The 18,167-nt window shown below is 67.9% G+C and carries 12 protein-coding genes; 3 read left to right on the top strand and 9 right to left on the bottom strand.

Going from position 1 to position 18,167, the window contains the following annotated elements:
• Nucleotides 1-55: 55 nt before the first annotated feature.
• The 5 genes from MFF21_RS10410 to MFF21_RS10390 all read right to left on the bottom strand — a co-directional run bounded on the left by MFF21_RS10410 (nt 56) and on the right by MFF21_RS10390 (nt 6,316).
• Entirely contained in the window at nt 56-331 is a 276-nt protein-coding gene (locus tag MFF21_RS10410; protein WP_238311081.1) for a hypothetical protein, read from the bottom strand.
• A 22-nt stretch (nt 332-353) separates the two neighbouring features.
• The gene (locus MFF21_RS10405) at nt 354-2,909 is read right to left on the bottom strand and encodes a hypothetical protein (protein ID WP_238311080.1); all 2,556 of its coding nucleotides are present in this window, start codon (nt 2,907-2,909) and stop codon (nt 354-356) included.
• Between the two features lie 545 nt (nt 2,910-3,454).
• Nucleotides 3,455-4,729: a hypothetical protein gene (locus MFF21_RS10400; RefSeq protein ID WP_238311079.1), complete on the bottom strand. Its 1,275-nt coding sequence runs from the start codon at nt 4,727-4,729 to the stop codon at nt 3,455-3,457.
• Nucleotides 4,730-4,823: 94 nt separating this feature from the next.
• Nucleotides 4,824-5,270, bottom strand: coding sequence for a hypothetical protein (locus MFF21_RS10395; protein ID WP_238311078.1), 447 nt, complete (start codon nt 5,268-5,270; stop codon nt 4,824-4,826).
• 311 nt (nt 5,271-5,581) lie between these two features.
• On the bottom strand, nt 5,582-6,316 hold the full coding sequence (locus MFF21_RS10390; RefSeq protein WP_238311077.1) for a hypothetical protein: 735 nt from the start codon (nt 6,314-6,316) through the stop codon (nt 5,582-5,584).
• A 250-nt stretch (nt 6,317-6,566) separates the two neighbouring features.
• Here MFF21_RS10390 and MFF21_RS10385 point away from each other — a divergent pair, with 250 nt between their 5' ends.
• Nucleotides 6,567-7,358 (top strand): DNA-directed RNA polymerase, encoded by a 792-nt coding sequence (locus tag MFF21_RS10385; protein WP_238311076.1) that lies wholly within the window; start codon nt 6,567-6,569, stop codon nt 7,356-7,358.
• A gap of 56 nt (nt 7,359-7,414) precedes the next feature.
• A complete protein-coding gene (locus tag MFF21_RS10380; RefSeq protein WP_238311075.1) occupies nt 7,415-8,569 on the top strand; it encodes a hypothetical protein in 1,155 nt (384 codons plus the stop codon).
• A 308-nt stretch (nt 8,570-8,877) separates the two neighbouring features.
• Here the strand turns inward: MFF21_RS10380 and MFF21_RS10375 are convergent, their stop codons facing one another.
• The 4 genes from MFF21_RS10375 to MFF21_RS10360 all read right to left on the bottom strand — a co-directional run bounded on the left by MFF21_RS10375 (nt 8,878) and on the right by MFF21_RS10360 (nt 16,080).
• Complete coding sequence (locus MFF21_RS10375; RefSeq protein WP_238311074.1) at nt 8,878-10,053, bottom strand: AlbA family DNA-binding domain-containing protein; 1,176 nt, start codon at nt 10,051-10,053, stop codon at nt 8,878-8,880.
• 67 nt (nt 10,054-10,120) lie between these two features.
• Nucleotides 10,121-10,798 carry a recombinase family protein gene (locus MFF21_RS10370; protein WP_238311073.1) on the bottom strand — a complete coding sequence of 226 codons (678 nt, stop codon included), beginning with the start codon at nt 10,796-10,798 and terminating at the stop codon, nt 10,121-10,123.
• Between the two features lie 827 nt (nt 10,799-11,625).
• Nucleotides 11,626-13,812, bottom strand: coding sequence for a TonB-dependent siderophore receptor (locus MFF21_RS10365; protein ID WP_373324980.1), 2,187 nt, complete (start codon nt 13,810-13,812; stop codon nt 11,626-11,628).
• Nucleotides 13,813-14,166: 354 nt separating this feature from the next.
• A complete protein-coding gene (locus MFF21_RS10360) occupies nt 14,167-16,080 on the bottom strand; it encodes a potassium transporter Kup (RefSeq protein WP_238311072.1) in 1,914 nt (637 codons plus the stop codon).
• Between the two features lie 392 nt (nt 16,081-16,472).
• On the opposite strand from MFF21_RS10360, the gene MFF21_RS10355 reads away from it, so the two are divergent.
• Nucleotides 16,473-18,131 (top strand): methyl-accepting chemotaxis protein, encoded by a 1,659-nt coding sequence (locus MFF21_RS10355; protein WP_238311071.1) that lies wholly within the window; start codon nt 16,473-16,475, stop codon nt 18,129-18,131.
• The last annotated feature ends 36 nt before the right edge of the window (nt 18,132-18,167 follow it).

Raw genomic sequence — 18,167 nt, 5'->3', positions numbered from 1 at the left:
TCGAAGGCCTCGGGCGACATGCCCGTGGATGCGGTCTGAGTGGCGCTAGTCGCGCTCACGCCGCGTCTCCCGCGAGGCTGGTGGTGCTGTTGCTCCCGGTGCGCTCGGGGAACGGGAGGACGTTGCAGCCGAAGCCGCGCCACATGTGCTCGAAGATGGCGTCCCACTGTTGGGCCCGTTCCTCCGGCGTGGCGCCCGGCTCAAGCCTATCGACGCTGGCGAAAGCCTCCGTGATGATCCGCTCGATGTTGGCCTTGGTGGCGGCTTCCCGTTGCGCTTCCTCGAAGAGGCGCACGATGCCCGCAGCCACGCCCGTCTGGTCGTTGCTCATGGTCTGATCTCCGAAGGGACTGCTAGACGTTGGTCTCGTTGTCGGGACGCTGCGGCGGGGCCATGCGGCGGCCCCTGCCGAAGAGCCGGCCGAGGAAGCCGGGGCCGTCACCACCACCACGGAGAGCCGACAGGACCGACGCGGGGCTCACCAAGCTCTTGTTCAGCCCGTCACCCGCATAGGCGGAGACCCCGGCGGGCCGCCCGTTCTGCGCCGTGACGTTCGGCAGGCTGGCCCATTCGAGGGCGAGACGATTGGCGAACGCGGCGTCTGAGATCCTACCGGCCCGCCACTCGGAGTAGCCGCGCCGCTCCAGGAGCTGGAGGGCGAGCCGGTCCTGCAAAGCGGGTGTGAAGGGCTCCGAGCCGGACAGGCCCAGTTCCTCCTTCAGGCCCCTCAGCGTGCCCGCCATGAACTGATATCGGCCGGTGGCGGAAGACTGAGTGCCCCGATTTCTTGACCACGCCATCACCTGGTCGAGCGTCATCGCCGAGAGGTCCTTGGTGGACCGCCCATTGCCGAAGAAGGCGTTATAGTTGCCCCCGCTCTCCGGCCCCGCCACGAAGTCCAGGATGCGGGCGGCCTGCGGATCGTCCCGGAGCTGAGCCGAGACGTACCCGCCGACAGGGCGCCGCTTCGTGTCACCGAGGGCATGCGCGAAGGCTGCCGCGATGGCCTGGCGGTCACCCTCGTAGTCGTCCCCGTCCGTGGTGTTGGTGGCGCTCGCGGCGGAGGCTGTCTCGATGGGCGTCCCGTCAGGGGCCCGGAGGCTGGACTGCTTGCCGGGGCCTGGGCTCGGAGCGGGAGCGGCGGGCGGCGGCTTGATGGCCCCGGCAGCCACGCCCCGGTCGTAGACCTCCTGCGCCTTGAGCATCAGGGGCTTGCGCTCCTCCGCGGCCTTCAGCTCCAGGCGGCTGCGCTGCTCCGGTGTGAGCCCGTTGAACCACGCGGAGACGGCCTCGGGCTGGGCGGCCTGAGGTGCAGGGCTGGGAGTGGCAGTGGTGGTGCTGGCCTGCGGGGCTTGCGGGGAACGGCTCTGCTCCTCCAACACGCCCGGGAGGCCGCTCGGGACCTGAACGTCACGGTTCCCGTAAGCCGGAGCGGCGGGTTGCATCGGGTTCGGCACGGCGGTGACGGCGGGATTGCCCGTGCTCTCCTCCGGCGGCTTGGCCTCGTAGGTGTTCGGCCCTTCGACCCCCTGCCGGTCGTAGCTCGGTTTGCCGATGGCGTCGGGCTGCGGGAGACGCTTCAGGAGCGCAGCGCCGAACTTCGCCACCGCCTCCTCTTGCTCGATGGCGCCTGCGTTCGGGTTCTCCGCGGACCACTGGAGGACCTGGAGCCGCAGGTCCGACATGGCCTGAAGCCCCTCCGCTGAGAAGGACCCATCATCGAAGGTCGCCGAGAGGTCCTTCTCGGTGGCGGTGCGCTTCTTGATGGTAGCCGTGAGATCCCGGAACGACTGGAGCTTGGTGACGGCATCGAGCTTGCCGCCGTGCTCCTTCATGCTCTCAGCCAGCTTCCAGGCTCGCGTCAGGTCCTCCTGGTTCTTGAAGACCCGCTCGTCCATGGCTCGCTGCACGCGCCGAAGACCACCGCCGTTGAGGATGTCGGAGGTGACCGCCAGCAGCTCCTCCGGGTCTGAGGTCTGGCCACCCTTCGCGATGGCATCCCGCCAGCGGATGACGTTGATGCGGAAGTCCGGGTCCACCTTCTCGCCACGGGCCAGCAGATCCTCCGGCACCGGGGCTCGGGGGTCTTTGGTGATGGCCTGGATGGTGTCGCGGGTGACCGTATCCTTCAGTTCCGCCTTCTCCTCCCGGCGGCGCTTCTCGTCGTCGGCAATGGACCGGCGTCCCATCGTCTCCAGCGTATCGATGGTCTTCTGCCGCTGCTCCCGGCCGTACGGTGTGTTCGACCAAGCGTAGTCCCGCCCGGGCACCTTGCGGTCCAGGAAGTCGAGGATCTTCGGGTCACGGTGCTGGATGGCCGCCGCGGTCACCCCGTCCACCACCACCTTCTGGTCGTAGTCCTGGGCGTTGGCGCCGATCTTGAGCTTGGCTTCGCGGTTGGCTTCGATCTGCCGGAAGGCCGCCTCGTAGTCCGTGCCCCGGCGGCTCGCGAGACCGGCCGTGTTGGCGGCTTCGAGCGCCTGGGAGTCCTGCGCCGCGGCGGCATCGAGCAGGCCCTGCGTGGCCGCCTTCGAGGCATCCCCGATGTGCCGGTGCAGGTAGTTCTCCGAGAGCTGGCGGACCCGGGGATTGAGACCGGCCAGGATGTCGGGATCGTCGGTCTTGATGTTCTGCCTCAGGAAGTCCGAGACGAACGTGTCGTAGGCCTGCGGATCGCTTGAGGTCTTGCCCGGCCACTGGCTGTAGGCGGCATCGAACTGCTGGAGGAGCTGCCCCCCGGCCACGTCTCCCTGGGCCTTCTTCCAGCCGCGCATGAAGGACTGGCTGTACTGAGCGGGCACCTGGCCGGACGCTACGGCCTCCGCAAAGCCCTTCTCGGTGCTGCGGTGGAAGGCAGCCTCCCCCCGGATCGCATCCGCCTCTTCGGCCTGCTTATCGCGCTGGCCCACGAGACCACCGAGGGAGCCCCCGAGGTTGGAGAGGGAGCGGGCAAGGTCTTGGAGGTTGGTGTCTCGGGACGGTTCTTGAGCCCGCACGAAGCTATCGACGGGGGCGGCTACGGGGCGAAGGGGCTCGTATCGGTCTACGGGACGGTACTGATCTCTGGGCATAGGTGATCCTGAAGAGGGCCGAGAGGGATCGCGGGCAGGACTCATCGAGCCCTCCGAAGCGGTTGCTCGGCGGTGGTGTGATTGCGGGGTACTGCGGTGAGGACGGGGGCCACTCTGCCTCCGATCCCATTTCGCTAGGGGCCGTGATGCTGGCGCGGGGTAGGCGCTCGGAGCATCACGACAGGTCTCGGCCTCATGCGCCGAGGGGATGGTGAGAGCCTGAGAGCGATGGGACAGACCACCGCGACGGTCTCACTCGGCAGGGGATCGGAGGCTTGCTCCCTCACCCTCGAACCCGGCCTCGCCACCTCAATGGGCGGCGGGATGGGATGGTTGAAACGATGACACCAAGGGCCACCAGAGGACCTTTAGGTGGCGAGTAATTAGTACAGTGACTTCAGTACGATAGGGAGGCGGTGGCCCGTCACATCCTGAGCCGCGTCTCCCATGATTGCCGCCACCCGGTCTGCCTTCGAACGGGCGACCATCAACCCATCGTGCATCGGCAGGGCCGGCACTCGTTCCTCAGCGAGGGCCAAAAGCGCCGCCACCAAGACCTGTGACTCCCGAAACATCAGGCGAAGACCGGCTCCGGTCTCGAAGATCGGGACTAGGGCGGGGTGGCCCGCGAGGATGGCTTCCCGCACTTCCGAAGCAGGAAGGCGGGCCGGAAACTCTTCCCGGGTACCCTTCGGAAATCGGGTGATCGGAGTGTTGCGGCAGAGCATGGCCAGGGTGAACTTCTTCAGACCAAGCCGCCACCGCTCTCCGGCCAGCCCGGGGACTGCCGCGTATAGGTCTCCTGATGGCGGCTCCTCTCCCACCTCGACGTAAGCCAAGCGAAGGAACATGGCCGCGAAGTCCAGGTCCGCGATGTGCTCCCCCTCAATGCGGATGGCTCGGCGCCGCGCGGACGGGAGCGATTGCCACCAGCCGCCGAATAGCCGGCCGCCGAGGTCAAACCGCTCGGTGCCTTCGGGGGCATCCGCGGGCAGGTTGAAGTAGCGGCGCAAGAGGCGGATGCTGGTGATGACGGGTGGACCATCGTCGGGCTCTAAGCCGATGTCGGCCGCCGCCAGGGCACTGTTGATCCGCAACAGCTCTGACCGAAATTGATCCGCCTCCGGGCTAGGGCCGTAGTTAATGAGTTCCCGCTCCTCCAGGTCGGCAGCGTAGTCCCTCGTCTTCCGGCTAAGATAGATGGTCTCGCGTTCGAGCACTTGGCCGAACTTCTCAGGCCCAAGGCCGAATGCCTTCAGTGTCCGGTACTCTGACAGGAAGGTGGGTGAAGCCGTCACCCTGCTTGCGGTGCCCTTCGTTTGGGACTTCTCCAGCCGGATCATGCTGACCTCTGGCGAGGCGAGCAGCCGGAGGATGCGCGGCAGCCCTTTGAAGCCCGGCCGGTCGTACCGGGTGGTCGGCTGCTTCTCCGCCCGGAGGCTGACACCGAAGCTCGGTGGCCACACACCGATGGCGGCGGAGTACGTGAAGTTGGCGGCTAGGGCCTGGATGACCGCTTGCAGGTTCTTTCGGTCAACTGCCCGCATCACGCGCTGCCGCGGAGGTGCCACCAAGTCCCAACTGGAATGCAGGTTTGCGGCGACTGTCTGCGCCAGCCTGTTGCTGCACGTCAGCCAAGGATCGAACATGTGCTCCATGCGAGCACCATCCTGCGCGTCCCGGACAAACGCCTCCATATCAGGGGGTTGTAAGGCCACCTCCGTCATCCCGCCGCTAGGGGTCTCCATCCATTCACCGCGTAGCAGCATCGCGGTCCCTCCGTGAAGTCGCTGCCTCGTGGGCCAGGGCGAGGATGGCGGGGAGGTGATAGCCGTGAACGTGTTCGCACGCCGCCTCCAGCATCCGCCCAAGATGCACCAGGGCGAGGCCGGTGCTTCGAGCGTATCGCTTATGACGGGCCGGCAGGTAATCCTCCCTGTTGCTTGCGGCCATCCGGGCGCACGCCTTCGCGGCCTGAACGCGGCGGTAGTTTTCGGTCTCGCTTCCGGCCCGGATCGGGTCCTCCTCTATGGCGCAGCACACTGCGAGGTAGTTCACGAGAAGCTTCTCCGGCGGTACCTCCCAACGGCGCATCCGAGCGAGCGCCGCCCTGGCCTTGTCGGCGGGCGCCATCCGGTACGTATCGACCACCCGGTGCACCGGGCCGGCATGTCGCAACGTTTCCTCTAGCGCGAACAAGGCGTGGACGATCCAGATGTCATGCGGGTTGGCCCGGATGAACCGGCGAGCTGCCGCCCGATAGGGCTTTAGGTCGGCCGCCGAGTACGTCTTCTTCCAGTGGCACCCGTGGCGGTTGGCTGCTTGGCAGTGATGCCGGCAGTAGACGAGTGAGACCCCCCGGCCATCGCGGGCCTGCGGAGGTCGGCCACAACCGGGGACCGGGCAGCCTCTGAAGGCTCCATCAGCCCGCATGGCGGTGCGCTCCCGAAGCTCTACCGTCGCCGGGCGCAGGCCGCGGGTCGAAGCTCCGAGAGCACGAGCGCGATTGCTCACGCGGCGCTATCCGTGCCGAGTGGAACCCGGCTCAGGAGGAAGTGAGCCACGTCCAAGAGGGAGGAGAAGTGCTCCGCCTCAATCGGACACGGCCGCATGTGCGGGTGCTCTTGGTCCAGCTCCCGCCACCTGTCCACGCTGTCCCGCTTGGCATCAGCGGTGCTGTAGAGGACCGTGGTTAGCTCGTTGGCCGGCTCCTCCTCATAGGTCCCGAGGTCCCGGCGAAGGGCACTGCGGAAGTTCTCCGGCTCCCTGGTCTTCCGACCCGGCGGCGTGTCGGCCGCGAGGCGCAGAAGGTAGACCCGGCGGAGCTGGCCGTCAGGGCGATAGCCGGTGATATAGAGGCGGACGTAGTAGTACCCGCCAGCCGGGCCGTGGTCCTCCAGCATCAAGCGCCCGCCCGGGGAGCAAAGCAGCATTACGAAGGCGACCAAGGCAGGATCGAAGTACCGGATGGTCTGCCCCTCGCCGCGGGGCTTGTTGAACGTCACTCGGATGACGGCTCGGCCATCCTCCTGGATTAGCTCAGGTTCACCCGCAAAGCCGATCCACCATTCGGCCAAAGCCTCCATCAGGAGACTGTCATCCGGTCGGTCCGTCTCCAGGCCGGTCGCGGCGAACTTGGATGCTTGGCTCAACCACTTCACGAGTCTGGTGAAGACGGCGGCCGGTGCCCGGGTGCGGCGGAAGCTTGCCGGTCCTGTGTCGAGTGTTGAGGCGTGAGGGCTCATTCGTCTCCTGGCGAAGGGGCACCAATCCCCTTTCACACCTCTAATATGCACTTCATTGCGCTAAAATCAAGCAAATCAGTGGTATGATAGTTGCGCACACGCGCATATCGCTTTAGGTATGTGCCATGGCGGGGCGGTCCTGCCGGTGGTCCCCTTCGTGGGACAGACACGTCCACATCGCTGAGCCCGACCCGCGGCCCACCCATGGCACGCCACGGCGGAGCTTTGCCGAAAGCCTGGAGCCGACCCGATGACGCGCGAGCACACCGCTTTGCCGAACGATGCCGCATGGCCCGATCCCGCCTCGCCACCCCGCCTCGTGCTGAACCGCCAGGTCTACGCGGTGGCGGGAGCGGCCAACCGGGCGGGTATCGCCGTGCCGGGGCTGCCTGAGGTCCGACACTGGAACCGCCACGTCTCGCCGCTTGGCGTGCAGCTCGCGGCCCCCGCGTTGGCAGCTCAAGGCAACGACCTGGCGCGGGGCCTCCTGCTCTTCGCAGAGCCCAAGCCCGTCCGCTCGGATGACGGCACCGCGGGCTGGCTCGGAGTCCACCTCGCCTCGTGCTTCGGCTTCGATCACCACAACGAAAGCCAACGAGCCCACTGGGCGGAGGAGCGGGCGGACCTCTGGCGCCGCATCGCGGAAGACCCGCTGGCGAGCCTGGAGTGGACCGAAGCGCCCCGCCCCTGGTCGGGTCTCGCCGCTGCCATCGAGTTCGCCGCCTGGCGGGATCACGATCGCATCGAGTTCCCCTCACGGCTGCCTATCACCCTCACCGGGGCCCAGCTCAGCAACGCCAAGAACACCGTGACGGATCTCAGCGACGTGGCGGTGCTCTCGGTCGCTGCTGCGGCGGCAGCCCATGACATCGCCTTCGTGCCCTTCGGTGGCGGCCTCTTCGCCACCCGGGCCGGAGATGCGTGGTTCCTGTTCCCAACCTGCTCAGACGCCTTCCACCTCCTTGGCCGCTACGCGCGAGCCGCGGGAACCGTCCTCCCGGCCACCGAGACGTTCGCGCCCGTCAAGCCGACCCTGATGTGAGCCCGGCTTCACCCACCATCCCGATCACACCCTGATCCAGCTTGGAGACCACCGCCATGAACCAGCACGCTGCCAACCCGACCGCCACCGCCCGCAACGAACGATCTGATGTGCGTCTCCCAGCCGCTGCGGTGCGGTCACGGCGCATCCCCGAGCGGCAGGTTGTCTGCTCTGCCTGGCACAGCCTACCGCGGGAGCTTCAAGACCAGATCGGGGAGCGGGCCGTCGCCTTCGCGTTCGATGAGTTCGTGTGCTGCGACCCGCCGATGTTGGACGGGGATCGATGCTTCACGGTTGAGGCGGTGGACGCTGCGGGCCAGCGGATCGATGGCGAGATGGCGGGTCTTACCGGGGCGGTTGCGGCGGCGTTGCCTGGCCTCTTTGGGACGGATGAGAGCGAGCCTGTCTGGTTCGACTCTCTCGGGCTGGCGCTCGAAGCCGGCGCGGCGACGGGGCGAGAATTGTGGGCGGTTGGGCTATCCCCGGTTGAGACTGCGCTGGAGCTACACACGGCTGCTTTCGGCCCCGGGCCCTCCGCTCTTCCGTCCCCGGTCCTCTGCGCCATCGCCCTTCATCGGCATGCTTGGCAAACGCTTCTGGTAAGCCACGCGGCTCGGCAAGCGGCGGGATGGACGGATCGGGAGGGCTGCATGTGGCCTGCGGCGGATGCCGAAGACGAGGCGTTCACCGACATCACGATGCTGTCCTGCGGCTCGCCTACGGATGCCCGGGCGCTGCTGGCACACTTCAATTGGTACCGGGCGGCCCGGCCGCAGCACCCGAAGCCCCCCGAGATGAGCCAGGGGGATGCAGCTATCGCGGCTGTCCGTGCGGCCGACCTCGCGCTCATGCTCGGAGAGGACGGCGCGGGGCAGGTGTCTCCTCCGGCGGGTGGTCTGGCGGCGCTGCTTGATGCCCACCGTACAGCATGGGCGGCCTATGCTGAGGCCTCGGGCTCTGAGGTGATCGACCGGGATGCCCACGAGGTGCTCGACAACGCGGCCAGTGCGGCGGCGGATGCGGTTCTCACTGCGGCGTGTAGTGACAAGGCCGAAGGGGCGACCCTGGCGCAGCACGCGGCCTGGTACTGGTCGGCGCTGGAGGCGGCTGGAAAGCGCCGTGCGGACAGCTTCGAGTACGATGCCAAGCAGCTACGAGCCCGTGCGGGCGACTGGGCGATGCTCCTCCGGGACGACGGTTGCGCGGCTTGAGGCTGATCGCAACCCAGCGCACAACTGCGGATGGCGCTAGCACAGCGAGCATACCCGATGCCATCCGCGGAGCCAGAACCCAGTCGATCCTCCAGCCACCTGGTGCTGATCCTCCTGGCTGCCCTCGGCGGTGTCGCCTACCAGTACGGCCAGCGCCAGCACGAAGTGGGCACGCTGTGCGCCGGCCTCTCCCCGTCGTCCCCGTTCCAGAACTCGGAGCAGCGGGCGCCCATGAGGCAGCTCGGGCGGTCTGCAAAGGGTGGGCGCCGAGACCGAAGCGGGTGGCGGCACAGCCCACCTGATGCCCATCAGTAACGCTCGCCCACGTACTTGCCGGCGGCGTCGAAGCTCATGGACCGCTCATAGCCGAAGGCGTTCCAGAATCGATCAAAGACCGGCCGCAAGACCTCCTCATCGGTCTGCTGCGCATCCGTGATGACGGCCTCGGGCAGCAACAGCGCGTCGGTCCGCAAGGTGCGCCGGAGCCCGAAAGGATGCCGGGAGGCCTCCAAGCGGTGGCCGCGAACGCCGATGAGCGAGAGGAAGACGTAAAGCGGCAGCTCCACACCCTTCTCCTTCAGCTTCTCGCGGTATCGACCAACCGCCTCCAGCACCTTCCACTCAACTGCGGAGGCGGGGATGAAAGGCCCGTGCTCATTGCTGTAGCCGACAGTTGAACCGCTCTCGATGATGCCTGAGCGGAACAGGAGGGCGTAGTTGAAGATCCCTTCCTCAATGTCTTCTCGCCCCGTGAACGTCGCGTAGCCCTCCAGGGTGTGCACCGTGTTCAGGCCGCCGCTGGACGATCCCACGGGGAGGATGAGGTCTCGGTACGGGTTGATCCCGATATCCCTCTCCGCCGCGAACGCCTCCAGCGGCACAACATGGAGGATGACCTTGGCGCCGCTCCTCAAACCCACCGGCCCTTCGCCAGCCTCGATGATGCCGAGCCGTTCATTCCTGAAGCGGCGGATGCCCTGGTGAAGGCCCTCGGTGGCCAGGAAGGCGGCCCGCAGCTCGCCCACGTCCATGGAGGTCTTCCCGGCATTGGTCCGGCCGTAGAAGTGCCCGTGGCCCCGGAAGGTCACCCGATGCGGTCCTAGGTAGCTCCGTGGCGCCCGGAGGATCAGGAGCCCCTTGCCGTCTGGTCCCGGCAGCCACCGCAGCTCTACGCGGGGCAGGCGCGGCTCCAGGCCGGTTCGCAGGATGCTCTCCAGGCGCAAGACCTCCGCGTCCGGGTCTGCTAGCTCGATGCCGGGCGCACCCGTGGCCTCGCCCTGAGCCTCCGTGAGGCCGAACACGATGTCACCGCCGGCCGTGTTGGCGAGGGCGGAAACGTCGGCCAGGAACTCCCGCTTATCGTCATCCTTGTTGCCCACCAGGGCTTGCTTCAGGTCCAGCGTCCGGCCTTCGCGGAGACCGCCTGCATCCACCATCGCCGCCACGTCGCTGAAGGTCAGCCCGTCGATCGGCTTCGGGAGCATGGCGTCACTTGTGCGGTAATGAGGCGAGGGAAGGAATACCGCCCCGATCCTATGGGCTGCCGGAGCCCTACGCCACCCGCGCCAGGGCCCGCTTCACCGCCGTAGCCGTCCAAGCCCCCCCGCGTGGCGTCTGGTGGCCCATCTCGTTCAGCCGCTTGGCCAGGGCGTTCAGGCTCATGATGCCCTCCGCCTGCAACCGCTCCAGGACCGGCAGCACGGCGAAGGCCTTATGATCCGCCTTGCGCTGCCTCACAGCCGTCGCCTTGGCCACGTCCTCCGCTGAGGGCGGCGCTGAGGGCCGGTAGCCTCGGTCCCCGCCGAGCTGCTTCCCGCGGCGCTTGGCAGCTGCCAGGGCGGCCTTGGTGCGCTCGGAGATCATCTTGGCTTCGTGCTCGGCCACCGCCGCGAGGATGTGAACCGTGAGCCGGTTGGCCTTCGGGAAGTCCACCGCTTCGAACTCAACGCCGCTGTCCATGAGGTTGGAGATGAAGGCCACGTTGCGGGCCAAGCGGTCCAGCTTCGCGATGAGGAGCGTGGCGCCGGTCCTGCGGCAGCGCTCGATGGCGGCCATGAGCTGAGGCCTGTCGGCCCGCTTCCCGCTCTCGACCTCGACGTAGGGCGGTTGGAGGAGGGTATCCCCCGGTCGGAGGTGGGATTGGATGGCGGTCTGCTGGGCTTCGAGGCCGAGCCCGGAGCGGCCCTGCTTGTCGGTGCTCACACGGCAGTAGGCGACATAGGTGGTCATGAGGGCGGCCCTCGGTGGCGCTCGCCCTAAGCTGAGTCCCCGATGAGCCTGTGTCAATACCCACCAACGACCGTCGATGCATTATGACACGCGGCGGAGGCCCAACCCTCGTGCCTACCCGTCACGCCTACCGACCGACAGACCACCCGCTCAACCCGCAAGCCTTCTTGAGCCTTAGGTCTGCCCTTGCGAGGCATCTGGCGGCCATCCCTGTGTCACCCCTGGCGTGCGCCTTGTCGGCAGCGGCCACATCGTAGCGCACCAAGCGGCAAGCAACGTGGGTTTGGAGGCGGCGGAGTAGGCGCAGCATCTTCAGCCTCCGGGCTCAGACGCTGGACCAAGCAAGTCTTGGGCTCGGCGGAGTGCGAGACCGCTAGTCCTCAGGTCGCACCGGGCCCTCCTCCCCCGCCGTGCAACCGCCTTGAGGGAGGCCCGGGGTGGGCATACGGGGGAAACTCTGGCTCGCCCCGCGTAGGGTCACCTCTCGCGTGTGTGACCCTCTGGGCAAAGCGAGAGGAGGGCGCCCGATGAGCTGCCTTGACCGCTGGGCCCATCAGGTCGTACAACACACGCCATCAAGGCGGCTCCAGGCCACTGATTAATAAGCAGAATTTCGCGCGGCCGAGCCCTCCCGTAGGGCGCGCCATCCTTCCCGAGCCTGATCCGGCCGGACTTTTTCTGGATTTCAGCATCTCGAAGCCTCTGCCGGGCACGCCGTCGGGCGGCGGGCTGAGGCCGTGTTCCCGGTGCGACAGGGCCGGCCGCGCGGGCCGGACCGGGGTGCCTCACGGTTTCCGGTGAGCGCACCCCGGGGGCATGACCCCGCGCTACAGCTTGGCGGTCAGGGTGGCCAGCACGGAGAGGGGGGCTCCGGGCAGGTTGTTGAACATGTTGAACGGCTGCTCGATGTAGCGCGCGTTGGTCAGGTTGCGGGCGTTGATGGCGAGGCGGTAATGCTCGTCGACATCGTAGTACAGGGCCGCATCCACGCGGGTATAGGCGCCGACCGTGTAGCTGTTGTTCAGGTCGCCGAAGCGCTTGCCCACATAGGTCACGCCGGCGCCGATCCCGAGGCCGCGCAGGGCCCCCTCCTGGATCTGGTAGGTCGTCCAGACGCTGCCGCTGAAGGTCGGGGCGGCGAGCAGCCGGTTGCCCACCGCGAAGGTCGTGTCCCGGGTGATCCGGGCATCGAGATAGCCGACGCTGCCGATCACGTTCCAGCCCGGCAGGATCTCGCCCGCGAGGTCGGCCTCCACGCCCTCGGAGCGCTGCTGGCCGGTGATGACCGAGAAGCCGGTATGGACCGGATCGTTGGCCGAGACGTTGTTGCGCGTGATCTGGAAGGCGGCCGTGGAGAGCGTGAGGGTCGGCAGGATGTCGAGGCGGCTGCCGACCTCGTACTGCTCCCCGGTCTCCGGGGGCGGGTTGACGGTGTTCAGGACGTTGTCGGTCTGCGGCTTGAACGAGGTCGAATAGCTCGCATACAGCGTCAGCGGCTCGACGGGCCGGTAGATCAGCCCGACCCGCGGCGAGGTGCCCGACAGCGCCTGCGTCGGCGGAATCGTGCGCGAGCTCAAGGTGCGGCTGAAGTAGAACTGCTCGCCGTCGTCGTAGCGGATGCCGAGCAGGAGCTGGAAGCCGGCGCCGAGCTCGATCTGGTCCTGGGCGTAGAGGCTCGCCAGCGCGTTCTTCTGCTTCAGGTCGGCCTGGAGCGCGAGGGCGCCGGGGGGGGCGCCGAAGGTCGGGTTGAGGAAGCTGACCGAGGCGACGTTGCCCTGCGTCGTGTAGGCGCGGCGATAGCCGTTGGTGTACTCGACGCCGACCAGGACCGTGTGGCGCAGGCCGAGAAGGTCGAACTTGGCGACGACCTCGCTCTGGCTGTCCACGGTCGCGTAGGTCGAGGCGACGCCGGTGTCGCGCCGCGTGACCAGGGTGTTGCGCTTGGTCAGGCCGGTGGCGCGGGTGGCCAGCAGGTCGAAGCCGCCTCCCTGCGCGCTGAGCACCTGGCGCAGGGTGATGTTCTCGTTGAGATCGTGCTCGACCCGGAGCAGCCCGAAATTGGCCGCCGCGTTGTAGCGGGAATAGGGCTCGCCGTAGTAGCGCGCGATGTTGTCCAGCGGCACGCGCCCGTTCACGGCGATCAGGCCCTCGTCGTACTGGCTGTCCACCTTCGTGAACTCGCCGACGAAGGAGACGCGGGTGTCGGGGCTGGGGCTGTAGGTGAAGGCGGGCGCCACGAAGTTGCGCGTGTTGGTCCGGTCGCCGAAGTTGCGGAAGGTCGGGTCGTCCTGAAGCGCGAAGCTCACGCGGCCGGCCAGCCCGTCGATCTCGGGGATCGCCCCCGACACCGAGCCCTGCAGGCGCCGGAAGCCGAAGCTGCCGCCCTGCAGGGTGAGGTCGGCGGAGGGGGCGAAGGTCGGGCGCCGGGTGACGATGTTGATGAGGCCGCCGGGATCGCCGCGCCCGTAGAGCACCGAGGCGGGGCCCTTCAGCACCTCGATCCGCTCGACATCGGCGAGGTCGCGGGTCACCACCGCGAAGTTGTTGGCCTGGTTCAGGAGCACGCCGTCGATGGCGTAGGTCTGGGTCTTGAAGCCGCGGATCACGAAGGTGTCGGACCGGCCCTGGATCGTGCCGGCGGGCTGCACGTTGCTCACGTTCTGCAGGGCATCCGTCAGGCGGAGGTCCTGCTGGTCGGTCAGCACCTCGCGCGGGACGACGTTGACGGATTGCGGGCTGTCGCGCAGGGGCGTGTCGGTCCGCGTCGCCGTGCCGGAGCGGGTGGCGCGATAGCCGCTCACCGGGCTGACGGCCGTTTCCTTGCCCGGGCCGTTGCCCGTGACGCTGAGTTCCGAGAGGATCGTCTCCGCCTCGCCGTCGATGCGGACGACGTCAGGCCTGGCGAGCGCGGCCTGGGGCGGCATCGCCAGGAAGCCGAAGACGGCGCTACTGGTACAGACGGATAGCAATTTATAGTTGCGCACCGATCTTTTGGCTCTGCGGACGCGTGACATGCTGGTGATTCGTTCCAGGCCGCAAACAACATGCGATCTCATCGGGCGTTATTCGGCAGCCCTGCCCTTGTCCAATGCCCTCTGCCGTGAGCGCCATGTAAAGCCGATGTTCCGGGGCGCAGTGGCAGAAAAATCACAGATTGGAATTATTTAAATGAAGGATTTTGCGTCGATTTTTGCGAAGAATGGGCCGCACTATCATACCGCTTTATTTGTCGATATCTCATGAAAATCGCTGTTGAACAGTCGCTGGCGGCCGCTCTCGACGCGTGGCGGTCGCTTCCGTGCCTGTTTCGGCCCAGATGAAGGCCGCTTCCGGCAGGCGCGTGAGGCCCCGGCAGGCCTACGCGCCGGTCAGATCTCGATCTCCGTCCCGACCTCCATGGCCCGGCGCGGCGGGATGCAGAAATAGCTCGCCGTCTCCTCCGCATTGCGCTGCATCAGGGCGAAGATCTCCTCGCGCCAGCCCGTCATGCCCGGCCGCGCGTCGGAGGCGATCACCGTCTCCCGGCCGATGCAGTAGCTGATCGCGTCGGGGTCGATTCCCGGCAGCAGGCCGGCTTCGGCCGCGCAGCGGATGCCCTCGGGCACCTGCGGCTTCTCCATGAAGCCGAAGGACAGGATCACCCGGCTCATTCGATCGGTGCTCGGCACGACCCGCGCCCGCTCGCCCGCCGGCACATAGGGCACGTCCTCGCTCCGGATCGTGACGATCAGCACCCGCTCGTAGATCGCGTGGACGTGGCGCACGAAGCTCATCAGCGGCAGGGGCACGCCCTCCTCCGCCGCGGTCAGGAAGGCCGCCGTGCCGGGCACGGTCGGCAGATGCTTGGCCTCGATCCGGGCGAGGAAGTCGGCCTCCGGCATCCGGATCTCCCGGCGCGCCGCCTCGACCAGCTGCATGCCCCGGCGCCAGGTCAGCATCAGGAAGGCGACGCCGGCCGCCAGCACCAGGGGAAACCAGCCGCCCTCGAGGAGCTTCAGGCTGTTCGCGCCGAAGAAGGTGAGATCGACCAGCAGGAAGGCGCCGTTGGTGGCCAGCACCAGGGCCGGGTTGAAGCCCCAGTGCAGGGCGACCAGGGTGGCGAGCACGGTGGTGATGACCATCAGCAGGGAGACCGCGATGCCGTAGGCGCCGGCCAGCGCGTCCGACGAGCGGAAGGCGAGCACCGCCCCGAGCGTCGCCAGGGCCAGCAGCCAGTTCACGATCGGGACGTAGATCTGGCCCTCCTCGTGGCTCGCCGTGTGGGTGATGCGCAGGCGCGGGAAGAAGCCGAGCTGGATCGCCTGCTGGGTCAGGGAGAAGGCGCCGGAGATGATCGCTTGCGAGGCGATCACGGTGGCGAGGGTCGCGAAGGCCACCAGGGGATAGTGGATCCAGGCCGGGGCGAGCTGGAAGAAGGGGTTGTCCGCGGCGGCGGGGTCCGCGAGCAGCAGCGCGCCCTGGCCGAGATAGTTCAGGGCGAGCGCCGGCAGCACGATCGTGAACCAGGCGAGCCGGATCGGCAGCCGTCCGAAATGCCCGAGATCGGCATACATCGCCTCGCCGCCGGTGACGGCGAGGAAGGCGGCGCCCAGCATGGCGAAGGCGGTGCCGGGGCCGGCCTTCACCAGGTAGCCGAGGGCATGGAGCGGGTTCAGGGCCTGCAGGATCGCCGGATCGGCCGCGATGCCGAGGAGGCCGATGGCGCCGATCACGGCGAACCAGACCAGCATGACCGGACCGAAGATGCGGCCGATGAAGCCCGTGCCCTTCCGCTGCACCGAGAACAGGCCGATGAGGATGACGAGGGTGATCGGCACCACGAAGGGCGCGAGGGCCGGGGCGTCGACCTTCAGGCCCTCCACCGCCGAGAGCACCGAGATGGCGGGCGTGATCGCCCCGTCGCCGTAGAGCAAAGCTGCGCCGACCAGCCCGACCACGAGCAGGAGCGCCTGCCGGGAGCCGGGCCGGGCGTGGCGGGCGCCGAGCAGCGCCAGCATCGCGACGATGCCGCCCTCCCCCCGGTTGTCCGCCCGCAGGATCAGGATGGCGTATTTGAGCGCCACGATCAGGACGAGCGACCACAGGATCAGGGAGACCGAGCCGAGGACGGCCTCCCGCGAGAGCGCCTCCCCGGCCCCGGCGGCCCGGACCGTCTCCTTCAGCGCGTAGAGCGGGCTCGTCCCGATATCGCCGTAGACGATGCCGAGGGCGCCCAGCGCCGTGGCGACGACGGCGGGCCGGGCCTGGGCGGCCTCCGAACGCGCGCGCGGTCCAGCATCCATGGCCTTCGCCCCTTCATGCGATCCGGACGCGGGATCGGCGGGGCAGATACAGCCGACGGCCTCCTTTCGTTCCCCCGGGCCGGTCCGCTCACGAGGTTGTCAGGACGGTGTGCCGGCGAGGGGTGTTCCGGCGACACCCTCTGGGCCGGAGTGACGATCGGCCCTCCCGCGCCTTCGGTCCCGTCAAAAGGGGGGGCGGTTCGATCAGAGAGGGCCTCGAGACGATGACTCGAAGCAGCGTCTGGCTATCCCAAGCAGGCGTCCCGCTCCATTCTGCAATTCAAAGATGAATTTATAAAAATTCACACAATTTAAAATCATTTAAACCACAAGTTAATCAATGAAATACATGATTATATGCGCATCAACGGGCGGTGATTGGAACGAAACCTATGAGAATTGGGACCAAGCTCACAGCATCTGCCGCCGTCTCCGGCGTGCTCGTCGGTGGGATGATCGTCAACCAGTGGCTGAGCAACCGCGCGGTCCTCGACGGCATCGCGGCGGTCGGGCGCGAGCAGACGATCCTGAGCGGGGTTTCGGCGGCGCAGCTCGCCTTCAGCCAGATTCTCCTGGACTACCGGACGATCGTGTCCGGCAGCGCCCAGGACGCCGCCGCCGCCCTGGCGGCCATCCGCAAGCGTGCCGAGACGGCCGCCCGCGGGCTCGACGAACCGATCCGTATCGCCCTGAAACCCGGCGTGCTTCAGGAGACGCAGGTCGCCCTGGGCGAGATCGCCCGCTCGGCCGAGGCCTTCGAGGGGGCCACGCACCGCTCCCCCGACCCGGCCGCCGCCGCCCGCGCCGATGCCAAGGTGCGCGAGGTCGCCGGCAAGGCGGAACGGGTGATCGAGGAGTCGCGCGTGAATGCCGAGCGGTTCACCCAGGCCGCCACGGAGGCGGTGTCGGACCAGACCAGCCTGGCGAGCCGGATCGGTCTCGGCTCGGGTCTGCTCGTCCTGCTGGCCATCATCGGTTCGGCGTTCTTCATGATGGGCAACGTCGCGCGGCCGATCAAGCGGATCGGCGCCATCCTGATGCAGCTCGCGGAGGGCCGCACGGACACGGAGATCCTGTTCGTGGAGCGCAAGGACGAGATCGGCGAGACCGCGCAGGCGGCGCAGATCTTCAAGGACAATCTCGTCCGGATCCGCGCCCTCGAGATCGAGGCCGAGGCCAACCGCGCCTCGGCGGAGGAGCAGCGCAAGGCGGGCATGCGGCAGATGGCCGACGGCTTCGAGGCCGCGATCGGGGCCATCGTCGGCCAGGTTTCGTCCGCCGCGACCGAGCTGCAGGCGACCGCCCAGCAGATGACGAGCACCGCCACGCACACCGCCCACCAGTCCACTACGGTGGCGGCCGCGGCGGAGGAAGCCGCCTCCAACGTCGGAACCGTGGCGACTGCCGCCGAGGAGCTCGGCAGCTCGGTGCAGGAGATCGGCCGGCAGGTGCAGGGCTCGGCCGTTCTGGCGCAGAACGCGGTCGGCGAGGCCGATCAGACCGCACGCCTCGTCCAGGCGCTGAAGACGACCTCGACGCGGATCGGCGACATGGTCGGCCTGATCTCCAACATCGCCAGCCAGACGAACCTATTGGCCCTCAACGCTACGATCGAGGCGGCCCGGGCCGGCGAGGCGGGCCGGGGCTTCGCGGTGGTGGCCGCCGAGGTCAAGGAGCTCGCCAACCAGACCGCGAAGGCGACTGAGGAGATCGCGGGCCAGATCGGCGAGATCCAGGGCGTGACCGATCAGGCGGTGGACGCGATCGGCGGGATCACCAATCGCATCCGCGAGATCGACACGGTCACCGCCTCGATCGCGGCTGCCGTGGAGCAGCAGGGCGCGGCCACGCAGGAGATCGTGCGCAACGTGGCCCAGGCCGCCAGCGGCACCGGCGAGGTGACGACCAACATCGCCGGCGTGGCCCAGGCGGTGGACGAGACGGGGGCGGCGGCCAACCAGGTGCTGTCCTCGGCCTCCGAGCTCTCGCGCCAGTCCGAGCGCCTCTCGGCCGAGGTCGCCCACTTCCTGGCCACCGTGCGCGCGGCCTGAGATCGAGGCGACCGGGCCCCTCGCCCGGCCGCCGTC

It is taken from the genome of Methylobacterium organophilum (genome assembly GCF_022179465.1).
GTDB classification, from domain to species: domain Bacteria; phylum Pseudomonadota; class Alphaproteobacteria; order Rhizobiales; family Beijerinckiaceae; genus Methylobacterium; species Methylobacterium organophilum.
This window is presented reverse-complemented; position numbering and strand designations above follow the sequence as displayed.